Consider the following 26,646-nt stretch of genomic DNA (forward strand, 5'->3'; position numbering starts at 1 on the left):
GAATCTTCCTGGCCCGGAACAGCGGCCCTGAGCCCGTTTTGGGGCTGTTTTCAGGAAAACTCTTTTAAAACGGTCGGGAGACTGACAAACCTGGAAGCGGTTTACGGGTTGTTTATAAGAAACGGACCAAAAACGGGAGCCTGGCGGCATAGCCGTTCTTTTTTTCAAGATGGGCTCAAAATTCAGGGGTACGCGCAGAGGGAAACCAATTACAACGGCATCTACCCGGTATTATTTGGCAAAATGGAGGTTTCTTCTTAAGTTTCCGCTTTAGTACATGAATCATTTGCACGACAACCTCACGGACCTCGTGCCATAACCCGCACCAATCTCTGCAAACTCTCATGAAGGACGTAATTTTAGGCATTGACATCGGAGGTACGAACACCAAATTCGGGTTCATTGACCGCGATGGCATCATCTTAACCCAAGGCGAGCTTCCTACCACCGAAGGGGAAACCGTACATGATTTTCTGCGCATCCTCTACAACGAGGTGCAAAGCAAGTTCAAAAAGATTGAAGACGAGGCAAATGTCATTGGCGTGGGCGTGGGTGCCCCCAACGGTAATTTCTACACCGGCACCATTGAGAATGCCCCTAACCTGAAGTGGCACGGCTCTGTGCCGCTGGTGGAGCTGCTGCAGTCTTACTTCAAGCTGCCGGTGTACCTGACCAATGACGCCAACGCGGCAGCCATTGGCGAGATGATCTACGGCGGCGCCAAGAACATGAAGAACTTTGTGGTGGTGACCCTGGGCACCGGCCTGGGCAGCGGCATTGTAGTGAACGGCGAGTTGGTGTACGGCAATGACGGCAACGCCGGCGAGCTGGGCCACACCCTGGTGAACGTGAAAGGCTCTGGCCGGGTGTGCGGCTGCGGCCGTAGAGGCTGCCTGGAGACCTACGTTTCGGCCACCGGCATCAAGCGCACCGTGTACAAGTTCCTGGCCGATTACACCGATTACAGCGAGTTGCGCAACGTGAGCTTCAACGACCTTACCGCCGAAATGATCACGCAGGCGGCCAAACGGGGCGACAAAATCGCGATTGACTGCTTTGAGTACACCGGCAAGGTGCTGGGCATGAAACTGGCCGACACCGTAGCCCACCTGAGCCCCGAGGCCATCTTCCTGTTTGGCGGACTGGTTCGCGCCGAGGAATTCCTGTTTGACCCCGTAAGATACCACATGGAGAAAAACCTGCTGAGCATCTTCAAAGGCAAAGTGAAGATTTTACCGTCTGGCCTGGGCCTCAACAACACCGCCGTAATGGGTGCCGCCGCCCTGGCCTGGAAAGAACTGGAGCGCGAGCAGGTAGCATAGTTTCTTCTTACCACCCATACCAAAGCCCGAAGGTAGTCCCTTCGGGCTTTTCCATTTTTACCCTCTGTAGAGTCTCCCTTTGGGGCTACGCAGCACCCACGCACCTTGCTGGCAGCCCCTCACTCCCCCACACCAAAGCTTTACAAATACCCAATTAGAAGTATTGCCTAAAGTCTTGGCATGCCCTACTTTAGTGGTACTAACCGGTTTACCCATTTCCTATCCGCCCGGCGCCCTGAGCATACCTCTCCAATGGGTGTCCGGCTTTGGTGCGCTCCTGCCGCTGCCAAAACCTGCGCTATGTAAATTAGGCAGGTAGGCACGGCCTTTCCTGCTCTCAGAAGCAAGCTTTCCGCTTGCAGGCTCCTCCCTCCTTCCTGTAAGGCTTCAAAAGAAACTCAACCTGCTGAAGCTTTCCTGCTGTGCCGCCTATTTTGATCCTTCTTCTTCCTTCCCAGATCATGAAGAAACTTCTACTCGTATTAGCTTTCGCCTTCCTGGCCCTACCCCTCATGGGGCAGAACGGGGCTCCTTACTGGAGCTTGCAGGGCAACAACAACGTCAGCAGCCAGGCTAAGTTGGGCACTACCAACGGGGTGCACCTCAGGGTCTTCACCAACAACAATGAACGGATGCGTGTTACCGCCCTGGGCTTGGTCAGCATCGGGTCCACGGCTCCCAACGCCAAGCTGTTCGTGAACAGCCCCACCAGCGTAGATCCCCTGCGGGTACTGGTCAACAACTCCACCAAGTTCCTGGTCCACAGGAATGGGGGGGTGAGCGTGGGCTACAGCCAGACTCCTCCTGCAGATGGGCTGCTGGTCAACGGAAACGTGGCCCTGGGCACCGCCAACGTTAGCCCCTTTTACCGGCTACAGGTGATTGGCTTGTCTGAAGGCAACGGCATTTTTTCTCAGGGGTCTGCGTACGCGGTGCATGCTGAGTCTACCATTGACTACGGGACAGGGGTATTCAGCACCGCGGGTAAACACGGAACCGGCGTACACACCTATGCCGGTCATACGGGTGTTAGCGCCCAGGCTGATGCTTACGGTGTGTATGCCCTGTCTGAGTTTATCGGTGTTTACGCCAATGCCGGTTCCTCTGGCGTGGTTGGGGGCTCTAGTGGGGGCACAGGCGTTTTTGGGTCCAGTGCTACAGGAGTAGGGGTTCGGGGCAGGGGCTTTGAGGGGTACGGTGGTTTTTTCACCTCTGATGACGGCTTGGGCCTGTACGCCACCACTACCAACGGACCTTACGCCGCCATTTTTGAGGGAGCGATCTACAGTTCGGCCACCTTCCAGAGCAGCGACAGGAACCTGAAGAAAAACGTGCGGGAAGTAGACAACGCCTTGGAACTGATTAGCCGCCTTAAACCCAGAAGCTACGAGTTCAGGAACGACGGTACCTACCGGAAACTCAGCTTATCCCCCGGAAAGCACTATGGGTTGGTGGCCCAGGAAGTGGAGGAAGTTTTACCGCACCTGGTAAAGGAATCTGCGCATCACCTTCCGCAGGACCAAAACATAGAGGCGGTGCTCCTGGCAGCGGGCAAACCAGGCTCCGGGCAGAAACCCTCTTTAGCCCCAGCCCCGAAGGAACCCCAGGAAACCATTAGCCTGAAAGCGGTCAATTACACAGAGCTAATTCCCCTGCTGATCAAAGCCGTGCAGGAGCAGCAGGAAACCATCCACCTCCTCTCGGAGAGGATTACCCAGTTGGAGGCAAGCCAGGGCAAAGGAGCAAGCAATAGCCCGAACGAAACGCCATCCGGGATTATCCTGCACCAGAACCAGCCCAACCCGTTTGACCAGGCCACTACCTTCCGGTATTCCCTCCCACCCGGGGCCTCTGCCCAACTGCGCGTTTATGAGGCTTCTTCCGGAAAACTACTCAAAACCGTTCCCGCCCCGGCAGCAGGAACCGTCACCCTGAACACCCCCGACCTCTCACCGGGCACTTACCTCTGCACCCTGGTGGTAAACGGGAAAATAGCAGCCACTAAAACCATAGTCCTCGCCAGGTAGGCGGTGCCTGAGCCCCACACAGAAAAGCCTGCTCCTCTTCTGAAGCAGGCTTTTCTGTGTGGGGTGACATTGCGGCCGTTCAACTCCTAATCTGCTCCCCTCTCAGGCCTGGGCTTTTTACAATAAACCCTCGCTCCTCCTTCAGATCTGGGCTCCCTACAATAAACCCTCGCTCGCCTCCGGCGAGTGTGCGCTATCGTGCGGCCTCTGGCCGCGTTGCGGGATGTATATAGTAAGCTGTACCTGGCGGCGAGACGCCGCCTAATTTCTCACCCTCGCCGGAGGCGAGCGAGGGTGCTGAGTATTTTGGGGATGCAAGACTGACAAATGCGGAGATCCTCAAGTGACCGGAAGAGGAGAAAAGCGGCCGCAACTTGAGAAACCCAGGCGGTTTCTACTTATGCGCTTCATTTCCGTACACAGGATTAGCCGTCAAAATCAGTAGGCGGCGTACAGTTTTCGCACGCACTTCACCGTACAACTATGAAAAAGACTTTTTTGATCAACCTGATGGGCCTGGCCCTTCTAGCCGCGCCGCTTGCCTCCTGCGGGGGCGAGGACAAAGCGGCACCGGCCGAGCAAACCGGCAACACCAATACCGAGGACATGGTAGAAGGCGCCGATGGCGGGTTAGACTCCCTGGATTTGCCCGCTGATACCTCCACCACTTCCGGTGCTACCACCGGCTCCAACATGTAACCACTTGGCTCAAAAGTAGTAATCCTCAGCGGCGGTGTTTCAGGGCTAAAATCTCAAAAGTAGCCCCGAAACACCGCCGCTTTATTGCGCAGAGCCCCTATTTCTTCTTGCCGAAAAGCCACAGGAACACCTGCGGAAACTCCCGTTGCCAGTAAGATTCCTTGTGCTCCCCATCAGCGTGCACAGTATACCGCAGGGCGGCGGGCTTCATTCCCTGTTTCAGCAGAAGGTCGCGCATGCGGGCCATGTCGGGTACCATCTGCTTACCCTCTTTGGCCCCGGCCACCAGGTACACCTTCAGGTCCTTGGCCGGTTTTGTTTTGGCCACATAGTCGTACAGTTCGGGCGATACCCAGAAGGCGGGCGAGAACACGCCGGCTTTGCCGAACACCTCGGGGTATTTGAGGGCGGCGTACAACGAGATCAAGCCCCCCATGGAACTCCCCGACACGCCCGTGTGGGCCTTGCCCGGCAGGGTTCGGTAGTGCGCGTCAATGTAGGGCTTCAGGGTTTGGACCAGGAAATCGACGTAGGCATCGCCCTTGCCGCCACCGTATTGGGCATTTACCCAGGGGGTGTACTCGTTGATGCGCTCTTCGCTGCCGTTGTCAATGCCAACCACAATCACTTCGGTGCCGTGGGTCTGGTACAGGTTGTTGAGGGCTTCATCCACGCCCCATTCGCCGCTGTAGCTGTAGTACGCGTCAAACAGGTTTTGGCCGTCGTGCATGTACAAGACGGGGTATTTTTTGGTGGAGGTGGCGTAATTGGGCGGCAGGTAAAGCCACACCCGCCGCGATTTCTTCAACTGCGGCATCCAGAATTCGTTACTGAGCACCTGCACGTTGGCGGCGGCGGTGTGGGTTTTGCCCGCGGCGGAGAATTGGTCCTGCCAGCCCGCAATCTCCAACTGCACGGTGTCCTGAGCGGTTTTCGCCCGGTAGGCCCGGTTGGTTCTGGCGGCGCCGGTGGCCTGTACCTCGCCTTTATCCCAAGTTCCGCGGGTGATTTTGTATTCCAGTTCCCCTTCGCCGGCCGGCAACGTAAGGTAATACCGCTGGTTCTGCGCCCGCCGGAAGGCAAGTTTCTTGTCGCCCGGGTTCCAGTTGTTGAGGTTGCCGGCCAGGTACAATGTGTCCTGCGCAGGCGTTTGCGGAGGCACCCGGGTTATCTCAAACGTAGTCTGGGCCAGGGCAGGCACCGCACCTAAAACCATCAAAAGCAGCATCGGGCGCTTAACGGCGGAGAGCATTTTCATAATTTGGCAGTAAATAATCTAGGAAATCGATTTCTTAATTAAAAAAGTGTAGATTTACAGACTTGATTTTACAATATTAACAATACTTCAGCAAGAAACCACCGCAAATCTCTCTGAGCATGAAGAATTTGCCCCTTTTTCTGCTTCGTTCCCGTGGTGTACCAGGGTTTTGCCTCGGGGAAAACGGCCTGTTCCTGGGACCGCATTCCCTTTACCGGGCAGGCAGAAGCGTCCTCTCCGCAAGCTCATGGGCCAAGTGCGGAGCACGTTCACTCTGCTCCTTCAACCCCGGCACAGTGAGTCAAGCCCAAGTGCGGCAAGGAGTTACCTCTGACATAGGCACCAAGCCTCTTCCTGGGGCCACAACTTTGGCTCATGTGCCTGGAATTCTTTCTGACCAGAGCGACAACGATTTCCTGAATTCTTGTTTTGGCGCAATTTTCCAAAAAACGCCCCCAAAACCTGCTGCTCACCCATCAAAAAGACGGCTTTCATCCAGACTAAATTGAAGACATCTGCCAGAGAGGCACGGCAGCCCGTCAGGCTTCTCAGGCGCGAAACCAGATAACTAAGAGAAACGCTATGCTACACTACCCTCTCCCCTACCTGCGCAGCCTGGCCCTACTGGGCTTCGTGTTACTGACCTTTGCTACCCAGGCCCAGCAGAAAGCCGCCATTACCCGCGTGGACCCAACCAACTGGTGGGTGGGCATGAAAAACCAGAACCTTCAGCTGTTGGTGTATGGCCCAAATGCGGGTTCTCTGGCCTATTCAATCGATTACCCAGGGGTAAAACTGGTGGAAGCACACAAGGTGGAGAATCCCAACTATGCCTTTTTGGATCTGACCATCGCGCCTGACACCAAACCCGGCACCTTTACCATCAGCGGCCGCAACGGAAACCAGAAACTCACCCGCAAATACGAACTGAAGGCCCGCAACCAAGAGCCAAAAGGCCAGGGCGTCACCTCCGCTGATTTCATCTACCTGGTACTGCCCGATCGCTTCTCCAACGGCGATCCCAAGAACGACAAGTTCAAAGACATGGCCGACACCCAGGCTGACCGGAACAACCCTTTCCTGCGCCACGGTGGCGACATCCAGGGCATTCTGAACCACCTGAACTACATTGAAGAACTCGGCGCTACGGCTCTGTGGCTGAACCCCGTGATTGAGAACAACCAACCTTTGACCGATGAAGGCGGAGCCATGCGCAGTGCGTATCACGGCTATGCGTTCACCGATCATTATGCCGTAGACAAACGCTTCGGGGGGAATGAGGCCTATAAGAAATTAGTGCAGGCGGCTCACGCCCGAGGAATGAAAGTAGTGCAGGACGCCGTGTACAACCACGTGGGCATCAATCACTGGTTTATCAAAGACATGCCGTCTAAAGACTGGGTACACCAGTTCCCAACCTATACCAACACCTCGCACAAGTTCCAGGCTATCATTGACCCGCACGCGTCTAAGGCCGACTGGACTGTGATGATGAACGGCTGGTTTGTGCCCCACATGCCCGACCTGAACCAGAATAACCCGTTCGTGGCCAATTACCTCATTCAGCATGCCCTCTGGACGGTAGAAAACTTTGGCGTGGATGCCTGGCGCATTGACACCTATATGTATAACGATGATGCCTTCATGAACCGCTGCAACCAGGCCTTGTTGGACGAGTACCCTAACATCCACATCTTCGGGGAGTCCTGGGTGAACAACGTCATCGCGCAGTCGCGTTTTACCCGCAACAACATCAACTTCCCGTTCAAGAGCAACCAACCCGGCACCCTGGATTTTGTGCTCTGGACCGCCATGAACGATGCCCTGAACCAGAACTTCGGGTGGGACGAAGGCGTGAGCAAAGTGCACCAGGTTTTGGCCCAGGACGCCGTGTACCAGGACCCCATGAAACTGGTCACCTTCCTGGACAACCACGACATGAACCGCTATTTCTCCGTGATTGGCGAGGATTTCAACAAGTACAAAATGGGCCTCACCTGGATGCTCACCACCCGCGGCATTCCTTCTTTGTACTACGGCACCGAAATTCTGATGAAGAACTTCAAAGATCCGTCGGACGCGGAGGTGCGTAAAGATTTCCCCGGCGGCTTCGCCGGTGATAAGGAAAACAAGTTCACCGCTGCCGGCCGCAACGCCCGCGAGAACGAGGCCTTCAACTTTGTGAAGAAACTGGCTAATTACCGCAAAGTCACCCCGGCCCTGCACTCGGGCAAACTCATGCAGTTTGTGCCGCAGGAAGGAACGTATGTGTACTTCCGCTACGATGACTCCAAAACCGTCATGGTGGCCACCAATTCCACCGACAAAGAAGTAGACCTGAAAACCGAGCGGTTTGCGGAGCGCATGAACGGCTTCACCAAAGCCCGCAACGTACTTTCAGAACAGAACCTAAGCAGTCTGGCCAACATCAAGATCCCGGCTAAAACGGCTCTGGTTTTGGAACTGCAGAAATAACCCGTTTTACACCCCATTTCCTCAAAACACTGGAAAAACAGAGAGAAAATATGAGTACCATCAAAGCTTGCCTTTTTGACCTTGACGGCGTACTGGTTGACACCGCCGTGTACCATTTCAAAGCGTGGCGCCAACTGGCCCAAAGCCTCGGCATTGATTTCACCGAGCATGACAATGAGCGTCTCAAAGGCGTGAGCCGCGTCCGTTCCCTGGAGATCATCCTGGAGATCGGCAACCAGACCATGGAGCAGGAGAAAATGCTGGCCCTCTGCGAGCAGAAAAACACCGAGTACCTGCTGGATGTAGCCAAAATGACCCCAGACGAGATCCTGCCCGGCGTGGTGGATTTCCTGAAAGCCCTCAAAGCCGAAGGCATCAAAATCGCCTTGGGATCGGCGAGCAAAAACGCCCAACTCATCCTGGAGCGCACCGAGCTGCTCCCCTACTTTGACGCCATCATTGACGGCCGTCACGTGGTCAACGGCAAGCCCCACCCAGAGGTATTCCTGAAAGGCGCCGAAGCATTGGGCGTGCAGCCAGAAGAATGCGTGGTGTTTGAAGACGCTGTAGCTGGCGTGGAAGCCGCCAAAAACGGAGGCATGCTGTGCGTAGGCGTTGGCCAGCCAGAGGTGTTAACGCAAGCCGACATCGTAGTGAAAGACATGACCGAGATGACCGTTGAGCGCCTGCATGCATTAGAGCAGAAAGCTTAACCCATATTGAGGCTGTTTTTTAGGATCCAGCTTTAAAACAAGAGAGAAAGGACAAGCAGATTGTCCCCCTTTGAAGGGGGTTGGGGGATGACAAAGCCATTGGAAGTACCGAAAACCGGAGCTAAGCGGAAAAAAGAATAAAACTCGGGAATTTCATAAACAACAACTATGGCGCGGAAGTTACTTCCGTGACTTCCGAAAAAGTTTCCATAAGGCACGGAAGTAACTTCCGCGCCATAGAATAGAAACTCGATTTTATGAGTTAAAACCTGCTAAAGAAATCATCCCCCTACCCCCTTCGAAGGGGGACGAAGAAGTACCTGAAAAGCAAAAGTATTTTAAGGCTGTTTTCAGAAATCAGCCTCAAAACAGTAAACCAGAATATAGAAAAAAAATCCTGATACGTGTGTCTTGATACTTGATACAAACGATTATGAAACAATACCTTACCGTAGATGAGTGGTCTATCATTGAAGAAGGATTCCACCCGCATTATAACCAGATCACCGAGAGCGTTTTCAGTTTAGGCAACGGCCGCATGGGCCAGCGCGCCAACTTTGAGGAGGCGTTCTCCGGCGAGACGCTGCAAGGCAATTATGTGGCCGGCGTGTACTACCCAGACAAAACCCGCGTGGGCTGGTGGAAGAACGGCTATCCAGAGTATTTCGCCAAGGTGCTCAACGCCGCCAACTGGATCGGCATTGACGTGCAAGTAGATGGCGAAACCTTGGACCTACACCACTGCCAGGTGCTGGAGTTCCGCCGCGAGCTGAACATGCGCGAAGGCTGGCTTGAGCGTACCTTCACGGCTCAGCTACCCAGCGGCAAACAGGTGCGCGTAAACGCCAAGCGGTTCACCAGCATTGTGGATGATGAAGTAGGCGCCATCCGCTACAGCATCACGCCGGTGAACTTCAGCGGTACCTTAACCCTCACTCCGTACGTGGACGCCGATATCATGAACGCCGACTCCAACTACGATGAGAAGTTTTGGAACGAAATCTTACAGGAAGCACAGCCCACCGAAGGCTACGTGATTGCCGAAACTAAGAAAACGTTCTTCCACGTGTGCACCGGTCAAAAGTTTGTGGTCACGCAGAAAGGTCAGGCAGTGGAAGTAAACGCCACCCCGGAAGAGCGCACCAAATACATCGCCTCCACCTTTGAGATTTCGGTGCAGGAAGGCCAAGAAACGGTATTGTATAAATATGCCGCTAACCTTTCCTCTGAGAACCACCCCAAAGAAGGTTTGCTAGCCAACACTAAAAAGGTGCTTGCCGCAGCCGCGGAGAAAGGCTTTGAGCAAATGCTGCAGGAGCAAGCCGAGGCCTGGGCGGCCAAGTGGGAAGAAAGTGACATCATGATTGAAGGCGATGCCACTGCCCAGCAAGGCATCCGTTTCAACATCTTCCAGCTGAACCAAACCTACACCGGCGAAGACGAACGCCTGAACATCGGGCCGAAAGGCTTTACCGGCGAGAAATACGGCGGAACCACGTATTGGGACACCGAGGCGTACTGCCTTCCGTTCTACCTGGCCACCGCCGATCCGCAGGTAGCTCGTAATTTGTTGGTGTACCGCTACAAGCACCTGCAGAAAGCCATCGAAAACGCTGAGAAGCTGGGCTTTACCGGTGGTGCCGCGCTGTATCCTATGGTTACCATCAACGGCGAGGAGTGCCACAACGAGTGGGAAATCACCTTTGAGGAAATCCACCGCAACGGGGCCATCGCGCACGCCATCCACGATTACATCCGCTACACCGGCGATGACAGCTACCTGGCCGAGTACGGCCTGGAAGTACTGGTGGGCATCTCCCGCTTCTGGGCGCAGCGCGTGAACTGGTCGGCGGCCAAAAACCAATACGTGATGCTGGGCGTGACCGGCCCGAACGAGTACGAGAACAACGTCAACAACAACTGGTACACCAGCACCATCGCCACCTGGACACTGGAGTACACGCTCAAGGCGCTGCAACACGTTCAAAACGCAGATGTAACCCGCTACGCAGAACTGGTGCAGAAAATGAACCTGAACGTGGAGCAGGAAACGGCCAAATGGCAGCACGTGATTGACAACATGTACTACCCGGTGGACGAGGAACAGGGCATCTTCCTGCAGCAAGATGGCTTCCTGGACAAAGAGCAGACCTTGGTGAAGGATCTTGATCCGAAGGATCGTCCGCTGAACCAGAAATGGTCATGGGACAGAATCCTGCGCTCGGTGTTCATCAAACAGGCCGATGTGTTGCAAGGCATCTACCTCTTCGAGGACCGATATGACCTGGACACCATCCGGAGGAACTTCGATTTCTACGAGCCGCGTACGGTGCATGAGTCTTCGCTTTCGCCATGCGTGCACTCCATTCTGGCGGCCAAATTAGGCGATGAGCAACGCGCTTACGAGTTCTACCTCCGCACCGCCCGCCTGGACCTGGACGACTACAACAACGACACCGAGGACGGTTGCCACATCACCTCTATGGCCGGTACCTGGATGTCGGTGGTGCAAGGCTTTGGGGGGATGCGCGTGCGCAATAACCAACTGTTTTTCAATCCGTTCATCCCGTCTGGCTGGACTTCTTATTCCTTTAAAATCCGCTTCCGTGGGCATCTTCTCAACATCAAGGTGACTAAAGATAGCGTGACCATCGAGAACCAGGCGGAGAAGGCAATCACGCTGAACGTGTTTGACCAACCGCAGACCATTGAGGCAAACGCCAAAGGCGAGTTTGCGCACCAGTTGGTATAATATTTAAAAGGTAACCTTTCTACTATGGAGCGGATTTACTTCCGTGATAAATGTAAAGTAGAAGTCACGGAAGTAACTTCCGCGCCATAGTAGTAGCATACATCAACTTCTATTTTAGGCCTGATTTACAGAAATCAGGCCTAAAATAGAAAACCACTGGCGCGAGACTGAAGTCTCGTGACAAAAGATGACGGGAGTCTCCAGACTCCCTACGTACCCGGGCCAGAGAGCTTTGACCAAACTCTTGTAAAAAGCCGGGAGTCTGGAGACTCCCCCTACCGTCAGGCACGAGTCTGGAGACCCGCGCCAGTTTAAATGTAACTTTTGCTACCCGATACAAGCTACATGACACCTAAATCCACCAAACAACCGTTCCTTTCCTTTGTGTTGCTGGCCGCACTGGCGGGAGCCTGTACTTCTACGGCGCCTACCACCAGCACGACAGAAACCAAAGCATCGGCCCCTGTGATGACAACGCCAGCCCCCGCTACTGATCCCAACACCACCGAGGAAGAGATCCAGGACCACAAACTGGTGATCTACCAGATGATGACGCGCCTGTTTGGGAACAAGAAAGCGCTGAACAAAACCTACGGCACCCTACAGGAAAACGGCGTGGGCAAGTTCAACGACATCACCGACAAAGCCCTGCAGGAGATCAAGAAATTGGGGGCCACGCACGTGTGGTACACCGGCGTAATTGAGCACGCGCTCATGACCGACTACTCCAAGTTTGGCGTGCACCTGGACGATGCTGATGTGGTGAAAGGCCGGGCTGGATCGCCGTACGCCATCAAGGATTACTATGACGTGAACCCCGATCTGGCGGTGGACGTGCGGAATCGGATGAAGGAGTTTGAGGCCCTGGTGCAGCGCACCCACAACAACGGGCTCAAGATGATCATTGATTTTGTGCCCAACCATGTGGCCCGCTATTACGGCTCAGACGCTAAACCCAACGGTGTAGAAGACTTTGGAGATCAGGACGATAAAACCGTTTCGTTCAATCCCAGCAACAACTTCTACTACATTCCCGGCGAGGCCTTGAAAGTGCCCAACACCTACAATCCTTTGAGCGGCACCTACCGCGGTCCGCAGGAAGACAGCAAGTTCAACGAGAATCCGGCCAAGGTAACCGGGAATGATGTGTTCAGCGCCTCGCCCAGCGAGAACGACTGGTTTGAGACCGTGAAGCTGAACTACGGCATAGACATCCAGAACAACCGCACCAAGCACTTCTCGCCTACCCCGGACACCTGGGGTAAGATGCGTGACATTTTGCTGTACTGGGCGGGCAAAGGAGCCGACGGGTTCCGTTGCGACATGGCCGAGATGGTGCCCGTGGAGTTTTGGGCATGGGTCATTCCGCAGGTGAAAGCCAAGCACCCGGACATCAAATTCATTGCCGAGATCTACAACCCCAAAGAGTACCACAACTACATCAGGACCGGTGGATTTGATTACCTATATGACAAGGTAGGTTTGTACGATGGCGTGCGCCGCCTAATGGAAAACCGCGGCCAGGGCAATACCGCAGAGATTACCAAAGTGTGGCGTGAGGAAAGCCGTGGCATCTCTAATCACATGCTGCGCTTCCTAGAAAACCACGACGAGCAGCGCCTGGCTTCTTCTGAGTTCGCGGGTACTCCGTGGGCGGCGGTACCGGCCATGACGGTGAGCGCCACCCTGGGCAGCGGTCCGGTGATGGTGTATTTTGGACAGGAAGTAGGCGAACCCGGCAAGGGCCTAGAAGGCTTCCAGGGCGAGGACGGCCGTACTACCATCTTTGATTACTGGGGCGTTCCGGCGCACCAGGTCTGGATGAACGGCGGCAAATTTGACGGCGGTAAGCTCACCGAAGACCAGAAACGCCTCCGTGAGTTCTACACCAAACTGCTAAACCTGAGCACCAGCCGCGAAGCTATCCGCAAAGGTAAATTCTATGCTCTCTCCGCTGAGGAAAACTCCGCCCCGAAAGGCGTGTACGCGTACCTGCGGCACACCGCTCAGGAACGGGTGTTGATCTTGGTGAACTTCAACCGCGAAGCTGCCAATTACGCCTTAACCTTACCTCCGGCAGCGTTGGCCAACATGGGCGTAGAAGCCAAAGGCTCCTTTATCTTACAAGACCTGCTCACCGATACGCCTCCCCTGTTTTTACAGCCTTTGGTGAAAACCAGCATCACGCTGGCGCCGCTGAGTGCCCATGTGTTTTTGCTGCAGAACAAATAGATTACCAAACCTGTGAGGTTTTGAAAACCTCACAGGTTTTTACTTTTTAGACTTGCGTTTCGGGCCTGATTTACCGAGATTATTCCAGAAACGAATTATCTGAACTACAAACAAATCTTCACCCTTTAATCTTTGCCCATGGCACAAACCATACAGGCGCAAGCCAAACCCCGTCTGAGTTTCTGGCAGATCTGGAACATGAGTTTCGGGTTTCTGGGGATTCAATTTGGGTTCGCGTTGCAGAACGCCAACGTAAGCCGCATTTTTGAAACACTGGGCGGCACCGAGATCGCTCTTTACTGGCTGGCTGCCCCGGTGACCGGCTTACTGGTACAACCCATCATCGGGTATCTGAGTGACCGCACCTGGAGCCCGGTATTCGGCCGCCGGAAGCCTTTCTTCATGATCGGGGCTTTGCTGGCCTCGCTCTCGCTGTTCATCATGCCCAATTCTTCGGTGCTTTGGATGGCGGTGGGCATGCTCTGGATTTTGGATACATCTATTAACGTGTCCATGGAGCCGTTCCGGGCCCTGGTGGGCGATTTGCTTCCGTCTGACCAGCGCACCAGCGGGTTTGCAGCCCAAACCTTCTTCATTGGGGTGGGTGCCGTGGTGGCGTCCCTCCTGCCCTGGATCTTCAACAACTGGGTAGGTATTCCTAATACCGCCCCGGCCGGCGAGATTCCGCCCTCGGTGAAGTGGTCTTTCTATTGCGGCGGCGTGGCGTTCTTCCTTTCGGTGCTCTGGACGGTGGTGAAAACCAAGGAATACCCGCCCGAAGACTTAGAAGAATTTGAACGGGAAAACAAGCAGACCACGTTCTGGCAAGGCGTTTCTGAGACGTTCTTCGGGATTTTCAAGATGCCGAAGACCATGCTGCAACTGGCCTTTGTGCAGTTCTTCACTTGGTTTGCCCTCTTCGCCATGTGGATCTTCACCACGCCGGCCATCACCAGCCACATCTATGGCACCTCAGACACTACCTCTAAACTCTACAACGAAGGGGCCGACTGGGTAGGCGTTTGCTTTGCCGTGTACAACGGAATCTCGGCGGTTTTTGCCCTACTTTTGCCAACACTGGCCAAAAAAACCAGCCGCCGCATGACGCACCTGATCTGCCTGGTCATTGGCGGGATTGGCCTTGTCTCCACCTACTTTATCACAGATCCTAAACTGCTGCTGGTGTCTATGGTAGGCGTGGGCATTGCGTGGGCCAGTATCCTTTCCATGCCGTACGCCATCCTGGCGGGTTCTTTGCCAGCCAAGCGCATGGGCTACTACATGGGCGTGTTCAACTTCTTCATCGTGATTCCGCAGATTGTGGCCGGTTCGCTGCTGGACTTTATCAACAAGAATATTTTTGACGGTCAGTCCATCTACACGCTGGTGCTGGGAGGCTGCGCCATGATCCTGGCGGGTTTCATGACCCTGATGGTGCGCGACGTGGACGAGACAGTTGCCTAACCCTCACAACCCATTTAAAACAAAGAAGCCCCGGACCAGGTCCGGGGCTTCTTTGTTTGGGGGCCGTTTTACAGAAACCAACCCTAAAACAGCGGCGGCTCTATTTCTTCAACAGCACACTGCTGTACGCTGGAATCACTACCGAGGCTCCTTTCAGTCTGGCTCCTTTGTGGCTCCTAAAGTGTACTTTGGCGTAGGAACTCAGGTGCTCAGGAAGCGTGATGCTTACCTCGTTTTTTGACAGGTTGTGCAGCACCAGCAAAGATTCCTCTTCCTGCGTACGCACAAAGGCGCTTACGCCGGGATTGGCGAGCTGAACCGGCTCCACGGTACCGTAGGTGAGGGCCTTGCTGCCGTTTCTGAGGCCAATCAGGGCTTTGTAGTGGTGGTACAGTGAGTTCTTGTCTTTCATCTGGGCGGCGGCGGGGGCAACGGCTCCCTCGGGGTTGTACTTGGGTTGCATCCAGGTGGTACGGCTCTTGTCTTTGGCCCTGGCATCCCACAGGAACGGCTCCCGGATGTTCTCATCGGGCTTCAGGCCTTTCATGCCAATCTCCTCGCCGTAGTACAGGTACGGCGAACCCGGCAGGGTGAGCAGCAGGGCGGCGGCCATTTTCGCCTTGTTAACGTCTCCGTTCACCGCGCTCATGATGCGGTTCTGGTCGTGGTTGGTGAGGAAGGTGGCGTCTACGTACTCGGGGTTCACGCTTTGGTAGAACTCGCGAATTTTCTTGTGGTTGGCCACCAGGTCACCGGCGTTTCCCTCGTTCACGGCTTTGGTGATGGCGTAGCCCATGTCAAAGTTGAAGAGGGCTGGCAAGCCTTTCAGGTAAGGTCCAACCACCTCGGCGGGAGCCCACACCTCTCCTACCAGGTACACGTCTTTGTTGGCCTTTTTCATCTCGTTCCGGAAGTACACCCACCAGTTGTGGTTGTCAATGGGGCGCTCATCGGGGAAGATGTGGCGGGCGGCATCCAGGCGGAACCCGTCCACGCCTACCTCGGTGAACCAGAACCGACCAATCTTGAATACTTCCTCGCGCAGCTTGGGGCTGTCAAAGTTCAGGTCGGGCATGCCGCCGTAGAAGTAGCCGTAGTACAGGTAATCGCTGCCTTCCAGTTTGTGCCAGTGCTGGGTGTTGTCTGAGTCTGCGCCGGTGGGGCGACCTTCCTTCTGGGTTTGGGGGTCGTTTTTGTGGGTCCAGACGTAGTACTCGCGGTACGGGCTGTTCTCGTTTTTGGCGGCGTCCAGGAACCAGGGGTGTTGGCTGGAAGAGTGGTTCAGTACCATGTCCATCACCACTTTGATGTTGCGTTGGTGGGCCTGTTTGATGAACTCCTTGAAGTCTTCCATGGTCCCGTAATCGGGGTGGATGCCGTAGTAGTCCGTCACGTCATATTTGTGGTACGAGGGCGAGGGGTTAATGGGCATGAGCCACACGGCTTCCACGCCCAGGTTTTTGAGGTAATCCAGCTTGGAGGTCATGCCCTTGATGTCACCAATGCCGTCGCCGTTGGAATCGGCGAAGGATTGCACAAAAATCTCGTAGGTGATGCCTCTGGGCCATTGGCTTACTTTCTTGTCCTGCGCCTGCACTTCGGGCATACTGCCCAGGGTGCCGAGGGAAAACATCAGGGAAAGGGCCAGGTGGGTTAATTTGGACTTTTTCATATTGGGGTAAAGGTTAAGCGAAAGGGGAGCTTCCGGGCACGGACAAACCGCTGGTCTACTGCGGCGTCCCATTCTCACCCGGAAGCACCCCTGGTAAAAAACTCAGGATACAGGTTGCTGCTTCGCCCTGTTTCGGGCCAGTTTTCACAGAAACGAGCCCGAAACAGAATTGGATTAAAGCCGGTCCAGGCCCTTGGTCTGGCTTTTATCGGCCTCTGTGAAGCTGATGGCGTACCCGCCACCCGGGGCCACAAACTGTGCCAATTTGGACTTGCTGTTCACCACTACCTTGCGGATGGTGTAAGCCTGCGGGTTGGTCTTGTAGTGGGCGTCCTTCGCATCGGCGTAGATGGTGGCGATATAGGTTTTGCCTTTGTCCAGGAAATCAAACCTGATGTTGGAAGTGCGGGCCTGGTTACCGCCCACGCTGCCCAGGAACCACTGCCCGGTGCCCTTTGCTTTGCGCGCCACGGTGATGTACGCGCCGGGCTCGGCTTCCAGGTAGCGGCTGTCATCCCAGTCCACGGCCACGTCTTTGATGAACTGGAACGCGTCGGGGAAGCGCTCGTAGTTCTCGGGCAGGTCGGCGGCCATCTGCAGCGGGCTGTACATGGTCAGGTACAGGGCCAGCTGGTTGGCCAGGGTGCTGTTCACGTGCGAGTGGTTGTCGGGGTTGAGCTTGCTCAGGTCCATCTCGAAGATGCCCGGCGTGTAGTCCATCGGCCCCCCGATCAGGCGGGTGAAGGGCAGCACCGCCACGTGGTTGGGCTTGGAGCCCCCGAACGACTGGTACTCGGTGCCCCGCGCCGACTCGTTGCCGATCAGGTTCGGGTAGGTGCGGGCAATACCGGTAGGCCGCACCGCCTCGTGCGCGTTCACCATGATCTTGTACTCGGCGGCCTTTTCAATGGCGTGCTGGTAGTGGTTCACAATCCACTGGCTGTAGTGGTTCTCGCCGCGCGGCAGGATGTCGCCCACATAGCCGCTCTTCACCGAGTTGTACCCGTTGTCCTTCATGAACTGGTAGGCCTTGTCCATGTGGCGCTCGTAGTTGCGCACCGAGGAAGAGGTCTCGTGGTGCATCATCATCTCCACCCCTTTCGCCTTGGCGTAGTCTCTGATCTCCTGTACGTTGAAGTCGGGGTACGGGGTCACGAAGTCGAACACGTAGTCCTTGGAGTTCCCGAACCAGTCTTCCCAGCCCACGTTCCAGCCTTCCACCAGTACCGCGTCAAAACCGTGCTGGGCGGCAAAGTCAATGTGGCGCTTCACGTTGGCCGTGGTGGCCCCGTGCTTGCCGTGGGGCTTGGCCTTGGAGTAGTCCGTCACGCCCAGCTGCACGGTGGGATAGTCGTTGGTGTACGACCAGGTGCTCTTGCCGGTGATCATCTCCCACCACACGCCCACGTACTTGATGGGCCTGATCCAGGAGGTGTTCTTGATCTTGCTGGGCTCGTTGAGGTTGTAGGTCATCTTGGAGGCCAGGATGTCGCGGGCGTCGTCGCTCACGATCACGGTGCGCCAGGGGGTGCTGCGCGGGGCCTGCATGTAGCCCTTGTCACCAACGGCATCGGGCGTGAGCCAGGCCTCAAACACCATGTTCTTGTCGTCCAGGTTCAGGTGCATCACCGGGAAGTCAATGAGGGCGGCCTCGTGCAGGTTGATGTACAAGCCGTCCGCCGATTTCATCATCAGGGAGGTCTGCACGCCGGTGGGCGAGAAAGGCGTCTGCGAGATGTTGGCGGTCACGGCCTTGGCCATAATGCCTCTGATCTCGGAGAGCTTGGAGGTGGTGTAGTCGTACTCCTGGGTGTCGTAGTCGCCCGCGATCCAGAAGGCAGTATGGTCGCCGGCCATGGCAAACTGCGTTTTTTCGTCCTTTATGACAAAATAGGTCAGATTCTTCTGGGTGGGGAACTCGTAACGGAATCCCAGCCCGTCATCGAACAGGCGGAAGCGCACCACCATCTGCCGGTCGGTGCCTTTCTGGTTGAGCGTTACTGCCAACTCGTTGTAGTGGTTGCGGATGGTTTTCACCTCGCCCCACACCGGGTTCCAGGTCTCGTTGAACGAAGTGGTTTTGGTGTCGGCCAGGGTAAAGTTGTCATACAGGGAACCCTGCAGGTTCACGGCCTTCTGCTCCATGTTGGCGTCTGAGCCCCCCGAGGCTGCATCGGCGGCTTTGGTCTTCAGCTCAAACCCCAGGCGGCTAGGTTTTATAACCTGCTTGCCTTTGTAGGTCAGGCTGTAGGTGGGTACGCCGTTGCCCTGCAGGGAGAACCTCATGGTGAGTCTCCCGTTGGGGGACTTCAGGTCCTGGGCATTGGCAAGGCCCAGGAAACAAAGCAGAAGGATGGTCAAGAGAGGAAGTTTACGCATGTATGTAATGAAAATGGTTTGTTTTTAGAAAAAGGGCGCAAAAATGGGAAAAACAGGCGCGGGTTGGATGCAGAAAGAGCGAGGGTCTACTTTGAGACCGCCTCTGGCCTTGATGGACCTGTAGGGTTGGCTCCAACCGAGAGCTTAGCCTTTTTACATGACAAACCCGGCTTTAGGGGCCGGGCTTGTCTTAGATCTTAGCGTCAGGAATTACTGTTCGATGAACACGTACTCTCCGGTGAGGTCATTGAACTGCACCAGGTACGTACCGGCGGTCATCTTGATGTTGGAAGACCCAAAAGAGCCTTTTCCGTACCAGTTGCTCACATCGGCCCCTGCTCCCCAGTTGGTTCCCCAGTCCTGGTTCACTCTGAACTTCACCTCAGAGGCGTTGGCCAGGGTAAGGGTTGCGGTCCAAATATGGGAATTGGCGCTGGTTCTGGTCATCATCACATCTGGGTTTGCGCCCCAGTTGCTGAACTCGCCCACCAGGCCAATGGCACTGTAGGTGGGAGCCGTGGCTCCACCGGCGAAAGGCTCTACCTTAACGGTATTGTCGCGCAGGCTTACGGTAATGGTATAGAAGCCATCGGCAGGAACTAAGCCAGTGAAGTTAGGCACGTCAGGATCGCCCTCGGTAGGTCTGAAATTCAGGTCGATGCTTCCGTCTTCATTTTCTTCCCCCATCCCCCAGGCTGGACCCCATTTGCCTAACATTCCCAACAGTTTGAAATCGCCGGCAGTTAATTGGGTGGTAAGGGTGTACACAAACGGATCTTCCTCATTGCGGAAGAAAGGAGTTGCCTTGGTGTTGTCCCAGCCATTTTCAGCCGCTGCCCCCACCAGGTAAATTACCGGATATTCTGGCTCTGCCAGGTAAGGAGTCACGGTCAGCGAAATAGGATCTGAGTACACCGGGTCTACGGCGTTACCAACCGTGGCTTTTACCCTTACTTCCATGCCTCCTGGCTGGAAGCCGGTCATCTCCAGAAAATTGGCGATGTTGTTCAGCTCCCCTACCTTGAAAGTTCTCACCAGCCCGCTTTCCACCTCTACTACCTGAGGAGTGGCGAAGTTATTCCCCTCCACATCAAACTCCAGGGCGTAGCTAGCGGCCGCGTTATAGCCAAAGTTGGCTCTTTCCCAGCTAAAGGTCACGGCATCCTTGTCCTTGTCGGTTTCTACCAGCACAAGGTTGGTTTGCGAAGAGGAAATCACCGGACCAACGCCATCCTTGATGATGATCCTGTCTTCATCTTTGTCACAGGACCACAAGGCCAGGGATAAGATGAAAAGCATCGCTATCTTATTGTAAATTGCTTTCATACGATTCTCTTTTTAGGCTTCTGCTATAAGGTCCCAGCGGCAGTGCTGCCACTGGGACTACTTTTCTGTCTTAATACCCTGTATTTTGTTTAAGATTTGGGTTTGCGGCCAAATCAGAAGCTGGAATTGGGTACAGTCTGCGGTACTCTGCCACGCCTCTGCCCGCTTCCACGCCGCCTTTCCAGGCCCACAGGTAACTGCCGCTGGTGAATTTGCCAAAACGGATCAGGTCTGTTCTGCGGTGCCCTTCCCAATGCAGCTCTCTTGCCCTTTCATCCAGGATGAAATCAAGGGTTAGCTGCTCATCTGTGATGTTACCGGATGTGTTTCCGTAGGCCCGTTGTCTCAAGGCATTGATGTACCCTAGCGCGGTAGCCCGGTCGCCGCCAGCGCCACCCCGCAGCACCGCCTCGGCATAGATCAAATAAGCGTCAGCCAAACGGAACAAGGGGAAATCGGTGTCTGGGAACTCTAAATGCGAACCAGCCCCACCGCCAGATTTAATGTTCTTGAATTTGGTGAGCGGGTACCCGTTGGTGAAGTCATTGATGGCTTCAATCTCCTTGGTATGACCGGTAGTGTGGTAAATACCGCGGCTGTCTCCGCTGGGGAAGAGGTCAATGACTTGGGGAGTGGTGCGGATACCGCCCCAACCACCGCTCACACCGTAATCGGTCTGGGCATTCATGTTAGCCCCTAACTGGGCATGGATCAGGAAGGTAGTTCCTCCCCAAGATCTGGTATTGATCCCGTCAAACGCGATGGGTAGGATAATCTCCTGCTGGGCAGACGTGGGCCTGGCCAGTTTGTCATTGTCTGCCTGGAAGAGGCTCTGGTACGTTGGTGCCAACGTGTACCCTGCGTCAATCACCCGCTTGGCGTAGGTGATGGCATCGGTATATCTGGCCTGGCCGGTGTACACTTCCGCGTTCTGGTACAACTTGGCCAACACCATCCAGGCGGCGGCTTTGTCGGCGCGCGGATATTCATTCTGGCGTGGTGCCACCAACTCTGCTTCTACGGCCTTTAGTTCAGCCTCCACAAAGTTGAACAACTCGGTGCGGCTCATCTGGGGCGGGGTGAAAAAGCCTACCGGGTCTGCCTCGGTCACAAACGGAACATTGCCGTACATGTCCAGCGCATGCCAGTAGCTCATGGCCCGCATGAAGCGCGCCTCGGCCCGGTATTTCCTGGCTTCTACCTGGTTGGCCTCTGAAATGCCGTTTTCGTTCAGCTTCGCGTCTGTAGTGTTGCGGATGAACTCATTGCAGAGCGCAATCTGGTAGAAGATACGGTCATACATCATGCGGACCGCTTCAGTGCCGGAGTTCCAGTTCATGTTGTGTACCGGGAACACGTCGCTCCAAGCAATCACGGCCTCGTCGGTAGACAGTTCCTGCAGGGTCCAGAGGGCACGCACGTAGTTTGACTTTCCTTCGTCAAAGCCGGCCAAGTCCGGGGCACCATCAGCGCCTTTCAGGCCGGTCACCGCATAGCCTCCGTATAGTTTCGCCAGCACGGGCTTGTAGTTGGCAAAGTCCTGGTACAGGGTAGCGGACGTTACCTCGTACTTAGGGGTAAGATCCAGGTCATCGGTACAGGAGGTGATCGCAAACGCTAACACCCCTGCTAGTACCATTCTCTTTATAAGATTAGTTGTCATTTCTTACAGTGTTAATTTTAGAAGTCAAGGTTTGCGCCCAAGGAGAATACGCGGGCTCTTGGATAGAAATTGTTGTCAATACCGCTTCCAATCTCGGGGTCCAGTCCTTTGTATTTAGTAATCACAAACAAATTCTGCACGGTGCCTGATAAGCGCAGGTTCACTTTTTCTCTGGCCACTTTCCCGAAGTTGTAGCTCAGGGAAATATTGTCCATGCGCAGGAAAGAAGCATTCTGGATATAGTAGTCAGAAAGCAAACGCTGGGTTTCATCTGTCAAGCCAGAGAAGTTGGTCTCCAACACATTTCTTGACATGTTGGTCAGGAAGTCGGTGCGGTTGATGTTGGCATAGGTACCGTTGTTAGAGTACACGTTGTTGTACACGTAGTTACCCAGGTTGGCACGCAAGACAAAGTTCAGGTTCCAGTTTTTGTAGTCCAGGTTGTTGCTGAACCCTAAGAACACAGGCGCCTGTGAAGTCTTGTAGCGGTATCTGTCATCTGAGTTGATCACCCCGTCATTGTTCAGGTCAGCCAGAACGCCTTCCAGTGGCTGGCCGGCTTCATTGTACACCTGCTTGTATACATAGAAGGTGAAAGGATTGTACCCGATGGTGCGGATCTGCACGTTGTTACCGGTACCACCAGAGATACCGCCGTGCAGGTCACCCTGCGCGCTTACCGACTGAATGTTGGTAACGGTCACATCAGTGTAAGTTCCGTTGATACCAAACGTCCAGTTCACGTTCTCATTGCTGATCGGGTTGAAGTTCAAGGCTACCTCTACCCCTTCAGACTCCAGGTTACCCACGTTGGTCACCAACTGGTTGGCCAGGTTAGAGCCCGCCGGAGGCGTCACGTTTCCTAACAGGTCTTTGGTCTTCTTGAAGAAGTAGTCTACCGTACCGGTTACTTTCCCGTTGAAGAAACCATAGTCTAAACCAACGTTGTACTGCTCTGTTTCTTCCCACTTGATGTTGGCATCATACCCGGCCGGACGCAGCGTGTTGTAGAATCTGTCACCCAATGGATACGCAGCGGTTGGGTCACTGAACGTGTAACGAGCCAGGTAAGGATAGTAGCGGTCACCCAGGTCTTGCTGACCGGTCACCCCATAGCCTACTCTCAGTTTCAGGTCAGAGATAGCGTTCACATTTTTCAGGAAGGCTTCCTCGCTGATTCTCCAGGCAAAAGCCAGGGAAGGGAACACACCCCATCTGTTGTCTTCAGAGAATCTGGAAGAACCGTCTCTTCTAATGTTGGTGGTTAAGATGTAGCGGTCTTTGAAGGTATACGTTAATCTACCAAAGAAACCAATCAAGGTATTCTCCGCCTCAGTAGGGAAAGCCGGGGCCGCCGTAACGGTATCGGCTGCCACGCCTCTAATTCTCAGGCTAAGCACCGGGAAAGCAGGGCTGTGGATCTTAAACTTCTGGTAAGAATAACCAGCCGTTACATCAATTCTACTGTTTACCGCGGTCAGGTCTTTGGCATAGTTCAGGTAAAAGTCCATCAGGTGCGTGTCTTTCGATTGCTCATAGCGGCTGCGGCTTCCGCGCTGGGAGAACACAGAGGCCACGGTGCTGTCTACTACCGTTCCGCCTTCACTTCTTGAAATGTCATAACCCACGTTCAGGTTTGCTCTCAGGTCTGGCAGAAAGTGGAATCTGTAGTCTAACTGCAAGTTGCCAATGCTTCTTTTCGCCTCGCCTTCGTCGTGTCTGTTCTCCAGGGTATTCAACGGGTTTTTAGGGGCCAGCAAGATGGGGCCGTTGGCATCTGCATACTCATAGAAACCGCCAAATCTATTGTCATCTGAGTAAACCGGCTGGGTGGGGTCAAAGGCAATGGCGGCGCCAATTGCTCCCTGGTCCGCGAAGCGGCTTTCGGACAAGGTACCCCGCACATTCAGGTTCACCCGCAGGTGGTCGTTCAGGAAGCTGGGGTTCAGGTTCAGTGCTCCGGAAGTTCTTTTCAAGTGAGACGTTTTCAAAGTTCCCTGTTGATCCAGGTAACCTACGGAAACGCGGTAAGGAATGGATTTCAGGGAGCCACTTACTACCAGGTTATTGTCTACCCCAAACGCCTCTCTGAAAATCTGGTCCTGCCAGTCAGTATTGGCGTCGCCTAACAAAGCAGCCTGGGCGGCACCTTTCTCTCTGGCTACGGCCTCTCTGAATTCGTTGGCAGACAGCACATCCACCTTGTCGGTGAGTTTGTAGAAAGAACCAAGGGTGCTGAACCCAACCCGGAGTTTCTCCCCGGCGGTTCCTTTCTTCGTAGTGATGATGATTACCCCGTTAGAAGCCCGCGACCCGTAAATAGCGGTGGCCGAGGCATCTTTCAGGATGTTGAAAGACTCAATGTCATTGGGGTTGATCATGCTGAGCGGGTTTGGAGATCCGGCCACATTATTGTTATCCAACGGAACGCCGTCAATCACAATCAGAGGATCGTTGCTGGCGATCAGGGAAGAACCTCCTCTAATACGGATGGTGCTTCCTGAACCGGGCGCGCCCCCGTTGCTGGTAATCTGCACCCCAGAAACCTTGCCGGTGATCAATTGCTCCGGCGTGGTCACCTGGCCACGGTTGAAGTTCTCCTCAGAGATGGTGGCCACTGAACCGGTCACATCTTCGCGGCGCTGGGTACCGTACCCTACCACCACCACTTCTTGCAGGGCTTTGGCGTCTGTCTGCAGGGTCACGTTCACGGTAGAGCGGGTACCAATGGCCACTTCCTGCGTCACAAAGCCAATGTAAGAAAACACCAGCGTGCCGTTGTCACCGGTTACCGGCAGGGAGAACCCTCCGTTCACGTCGGTGGCAGTAGCGGTAGTGGTCCCTCTCAGGGCAACCGTCACCCCAATGAGGGGAGAGCCGTCTACTGAGGAAACCGTACCGGATACAGTTCTTTGCTGAGCATACGCCAGGCCGCTGCACAGATAAACCAAGGCCGTGATCAGCGCCAGCATCATGGCTGGCTTCCTGAACAGCCTATTGCTTAGCAATCTGTCAGCCGGAGGCAAGTTCTTGCGTAATAAAATAGACATAGAATTTAGTTTAAGGTGGTTTGTGTTAGGGTTTTCCAAAACCGATGACAGGCTAAGCGGCTGATTGTCATTGAGAGAATAACAAAATCAACTGTTACGAAATCGATTTCCTTAGCGATTTAGCAATTCCTTTTGAATTTTCAAACAATAGGGTACCACAAAATAGCAAGATTTTTTTACCGATTTGCCAACAAACGCTCTCCTACCCTTGGTTTTTCTAAAAAAAGAACCTTTATCTGAGACTTTTTTTAGAATTGTTTAATTAGATTTGTCAAAACAGCATTCCCTCTACTTGTAAGGGCTGCAAAAGGTTATCTAATTCTTACCAAGAAATCGATGTTTCTAAATGGGCAGAACTACCATTCATGATATTGCCAAAGAGCTCAACACCAGCCCCTCTACCGTTTCCAAGGCCCTGAACGACCATCCTTCCATCAGTGCGGCTACCAAGGAAATGATCAGGGCCACTGCCCAGCACCTGAACTACCGGCAAAACCGGCTGGCCTCCTCCCTCCGGTCGGGCAGAACCAACATCATTGGTATCTTGATTCCCAGCTCAGACATTGGTTTCTTTGGGGCGGTGGTGCACGGCATTGAGAAAATTGCCCGGGCCAACGGCTATAACATTCTCCTGTTCCAGTCTAATGTCTCTGGTGAGTATGAGGTAGAGGGCGTAGAAACGCTGCTGCAAACCAGCGTAGACGGCATTATTGCCTCCATTGCCAAAGACGCGCCCAACCTGGACCATTTCTATGATGTGAAGAAACGCAAGGTGCCCCTGGTGCTCTTTGACCGGGTGAAGGACGAGTTGGCCGCCCCCTCTGTGGTGGTAGATGACTACAAAGGCGCCTTTATGGCCACCGAGCACCTGATCCAGCAAGGCTACACCCGCATTGCGCATATCTCGGGCACGCAACACTTCAAGATCTTCAATGACCGGTTGCGCGGCTACGTGGACGCCCTTAAAATGAACAACATCGCCATTGACGATGACCTGATCCACTACGGGCGCAACTCCATTGAGTCTGGCAGAATAGGGGCCGAGCGGCTGCTGGCCAGGGACAAGAACATTGACGCTATTTTTGCAGTGGAAGACTTCACGGCGCTGGGGGCGCAGCAGTACTTAAAGCAGCATTCCGTTAAAATGCCCGAACAGATTGGCCTTATTGGGTTCGGGAACGAGTCGTTCAGCCCGTATCTTACGCCAAGTTTGTCTACCATTGACCAGCAACCTACCCTCATGGGCGAAGAGGCCTTTACCCTTTTCCTGGAGTCCATGGCCCGGAAAGCCTCGGGCGTTGCGCTCACCGAACAACTGGAAGAGCCGAAGAAGATTGTCCTGGACCCCGTCCTGATTGTGCGGGAATCCTCGGTCAGAACTGCCTGAGCGTTTTGCCCCTGTTTTCAGAAAAGTAGCCTTAGAACCCACTAGAACTCAGAAGATTGGTGACTCTCCCCCTAAAGGGAAGAATCAGTACAATGAAGTCGTGAAGGGCTATGCACCGCTGCCTGGCCAGTAACTTTCCTTAGTTCACTTTAACCGTTTACTAAACCCAAGAGGTGCGCGGTTTGGCGGTTTTTTGGGAATAAAACCCAAAACCGACCACGGGGGTG

General features: G+C 54.5%; 15 protein-coding genes. 9 read left to right on the forward strand and 6 right to left on the reverse strand.

Features of this window, described 5'->3' with window-relative positions; translation table 11 throughout:
* Nucleotides 1–344: 344 nt before the first annotated feature.
* The 3 genes from JT718_RS16605 (at nucleotide 345) to JT718_RS16615 (ending at nucleotide 4,048) form a co-directional block, all read left to right on the forward strand.
* On the forward strand, nucleotides 345–1,322 hold the full coding sequence (locus JT718_RS16605; protein WP_205503912.1) for an ROK family protein: 978 nt from the start codon (nucleotides 345–347) through the stop codon (nucleotides 1,320–1,322).
* A gap of 461 nt (nucleotides 1,323–1,783) precedes the next feature.
* Nucleotides 1,784–3,349, forward strand: a complete 1,566-nt coding sequence (locus tag JT718_RS16610; RefSeq protein WP_205503913.1) for a tail fiber domain-containing protein — start codon at nucleotides 1,784–1,786, stop codon at nucleotides 3,347–3,349.
* Nucleotides 3,350–3,832: 483 nt separating this feature from the next.
* Nucleotides 3,833–4,048: a hypothetical protein gene (locus JT718_RS16615; RefSeq protein ID WP_205503914.1), complete on the forward strand. Its 216-nt coding sequence runs from the start codon at nucleotides 3,833–3,835 to the stop codon at nucleotides 4,046–4,048.
* A gap of 97 nt (nucleotides 4,049–4,145) precedes the next feature.
* On the opposite strand, the gene JT718_RS16620 is transcribed toward JT718_RS16615, so the two are convergent.
* Nucleotides 4,146–5,306: an alpha/beta hydrolase gene (locus JT718_RS16620; protein WP_205503915.1), complete on the reverse strand. Its 1,161-nt coding sequence runs from the start codon at nucleotides 5,304–5,306 to the stop codon at nucleotides 4,146–4,148.
* A gap of 582 nt (nucleotides 5,307–5,888) precedes the next feature.
* On the opposite strand from JT718_RS16620, the gene JT718_RS16625 reads away from it, so the two are divergent.
* From JT718_RS16625 to JT718_RS16645, 5 genes are all read left to right on the forward strand, one after another.
* Nucleotides 5,889–7,781, forward strand: a complete 1,893-nt coding sequence (locus JT718_RS16625) for a glycoside hydrolase family 13 protein (RefSeq protein ID WP_205503916.1) — start codon at nucleotides 5,889–5,891, stop codon at nucleotides 7,779–7,781.
* A 50-nt stretch (nucleotides 7,782–7,831) separates the two neighbouring features.
* The gene (pgmB, locus tag JT718_RS16630; RefSeq protein ID WP_205503917.1) at nucleotides 7,832–8,494 is read left to right on the forward strand and encodes a beta-phosphoglucomutase; all 663 of its coding nucleotides are present in this window, start codon (nucleotides 7,832–7,834) and stop codon (nucleotides 8,492–8,494) included.
* A gap of 433 nt (nucleotides 8,495–8,927) precedes the next feature.
* Nucleotides 8,928–11,246, forward strand: a complete 2,319-nt coding sequence (locus JT718_RS16635; protein ID WP_205503918.1) for a glycoside hydrolase family 65 protein — start codon at nucleotides 8,928–8,930, stop codon at nucleotides 11,244–11,246.
* Between the two features lie 468 nt (nucleotides 11,247–11,714).
* Nucleotides 11,715–13,478 carry an alpha-amylase family glycosyl hydrolase gene (locus JT718_RS16640; RefSeq protein WP_205503926.1) on the forward strand — a complete coding sequence of 588 codons (1,764 nt, stop codon included), beginning with the start codon at nucleotides 11,715–11,717 and terminating at the stop codon, nucleotides 13,476–13,478.
* A gap of 138 nt (nucleotides 13,479–13,616) precedes the next feature.
* Entirely contained in the window at nucleotides 13,617–14,942 is a 1,326-nt protein-coding gene (locus tag JT718_RS16645; protein ID WP_205503919.1) for an MFS transporter, read from the forward strand.
* A 100-nt stretch (nucleotides 14,943–15,042) separates the two neighbouring features.
* Here JT718_RS16645 and JT718_RS16650 read toward each other — a convergent pair whose 3' ends face one another.
* The 5 genes from JT718_RS16650 to JT718_RS16670 form a co-directional block, all read right to left on the reverse strand.
* Nucleotides 15,043–16,614 (reverse strand): alpha-amylase family glycosyl hydrolase, encoded by a 1,572-nt coding sequence (locus JT718_RS16650; protein WP_205503920.1) that lies wholly within the window; start codon nucleotides 16,612–16,614, stop codon nucleotides 15,043–15,045.
* Nucleotides 16,615–16,788: 174 nt separating this feature from the next.
* A complete protein-coding gene (locus JT718_RS16655; protein ID WP_205503921.1) occupies nucleotides 16,789–18,993 on the reverse strand; it encodes a glycoside hydrolase family 97 protein in 2,205 nt (734 codons plus the stop codon).
* Between the two features lie 210 nt (nucleotides 18,994–19,203).
* Nucleotides 19,204–20,319: a SusE domain-containing protein gene (locus JT718_RS16660; protein WP_205503922.1), complete on the reverse strand. Its 1,116-nt coding sequence runs from the start codon at nucleotides 20,317–20,319 to the stop codon at nucleotides 19,204–19,206.
* Nucleotides 20,320–20,389: 70 nt separating this feature from the next.
* Entirely contained in the window at nucleotides 20,390–21,982 is a 1,593-nt protein-coding gene (locus JT718_RS16665) for a RagB/SusD family nutrient uptake outer membrane protein (RefSeq protein ID WP_205503923.1), read from the reverse strand.
* A 17-nt stretch (nucleotides 21,983–21,999) separates the two neighbouring features.
* Nucleotides 22,000–25,032, reverse strand: coding sequence for a SusC/RagA family TonB-linked outer membrane protein (locus tag JT718_RS16670; protein WP_205503924.1), 3,033 nt, complete (start codon nucleotides 25,030–25,032; stop codon nucleotides 22,000–22,002).
* A 346-nt stretch (nucleotides 25,033–25,378) separates the two neighbouring features.
* Here JT718_RS16670 and JT718_RS16675 point away from each other — a divergent pair, with 346 nt between their 5' ends.
* Entirely contained in the window at nucleotides 25,379–26,419 is a 1,041-nt protein-coding gene (locus tag JT718_RS16675; protein ID WP_205503925.1) for a LacI family DNA-binding transcriptional regulator, read from the forward strand.
* Nucleotides 26,420–26,646 lie beyond the last annotated feature (227 nt).

Source organism: Rufibacter psychrotolerans, assembly GCF_016924645.1.
In the GTDB taxonomy this organism is placed as follows: domain Bacteria; phylum Bacteroidota; class Bacteroidia; order Cytophagales; family Hymenobacteraceae; genus Nibribacter; species Nibribacter psychrotolerans.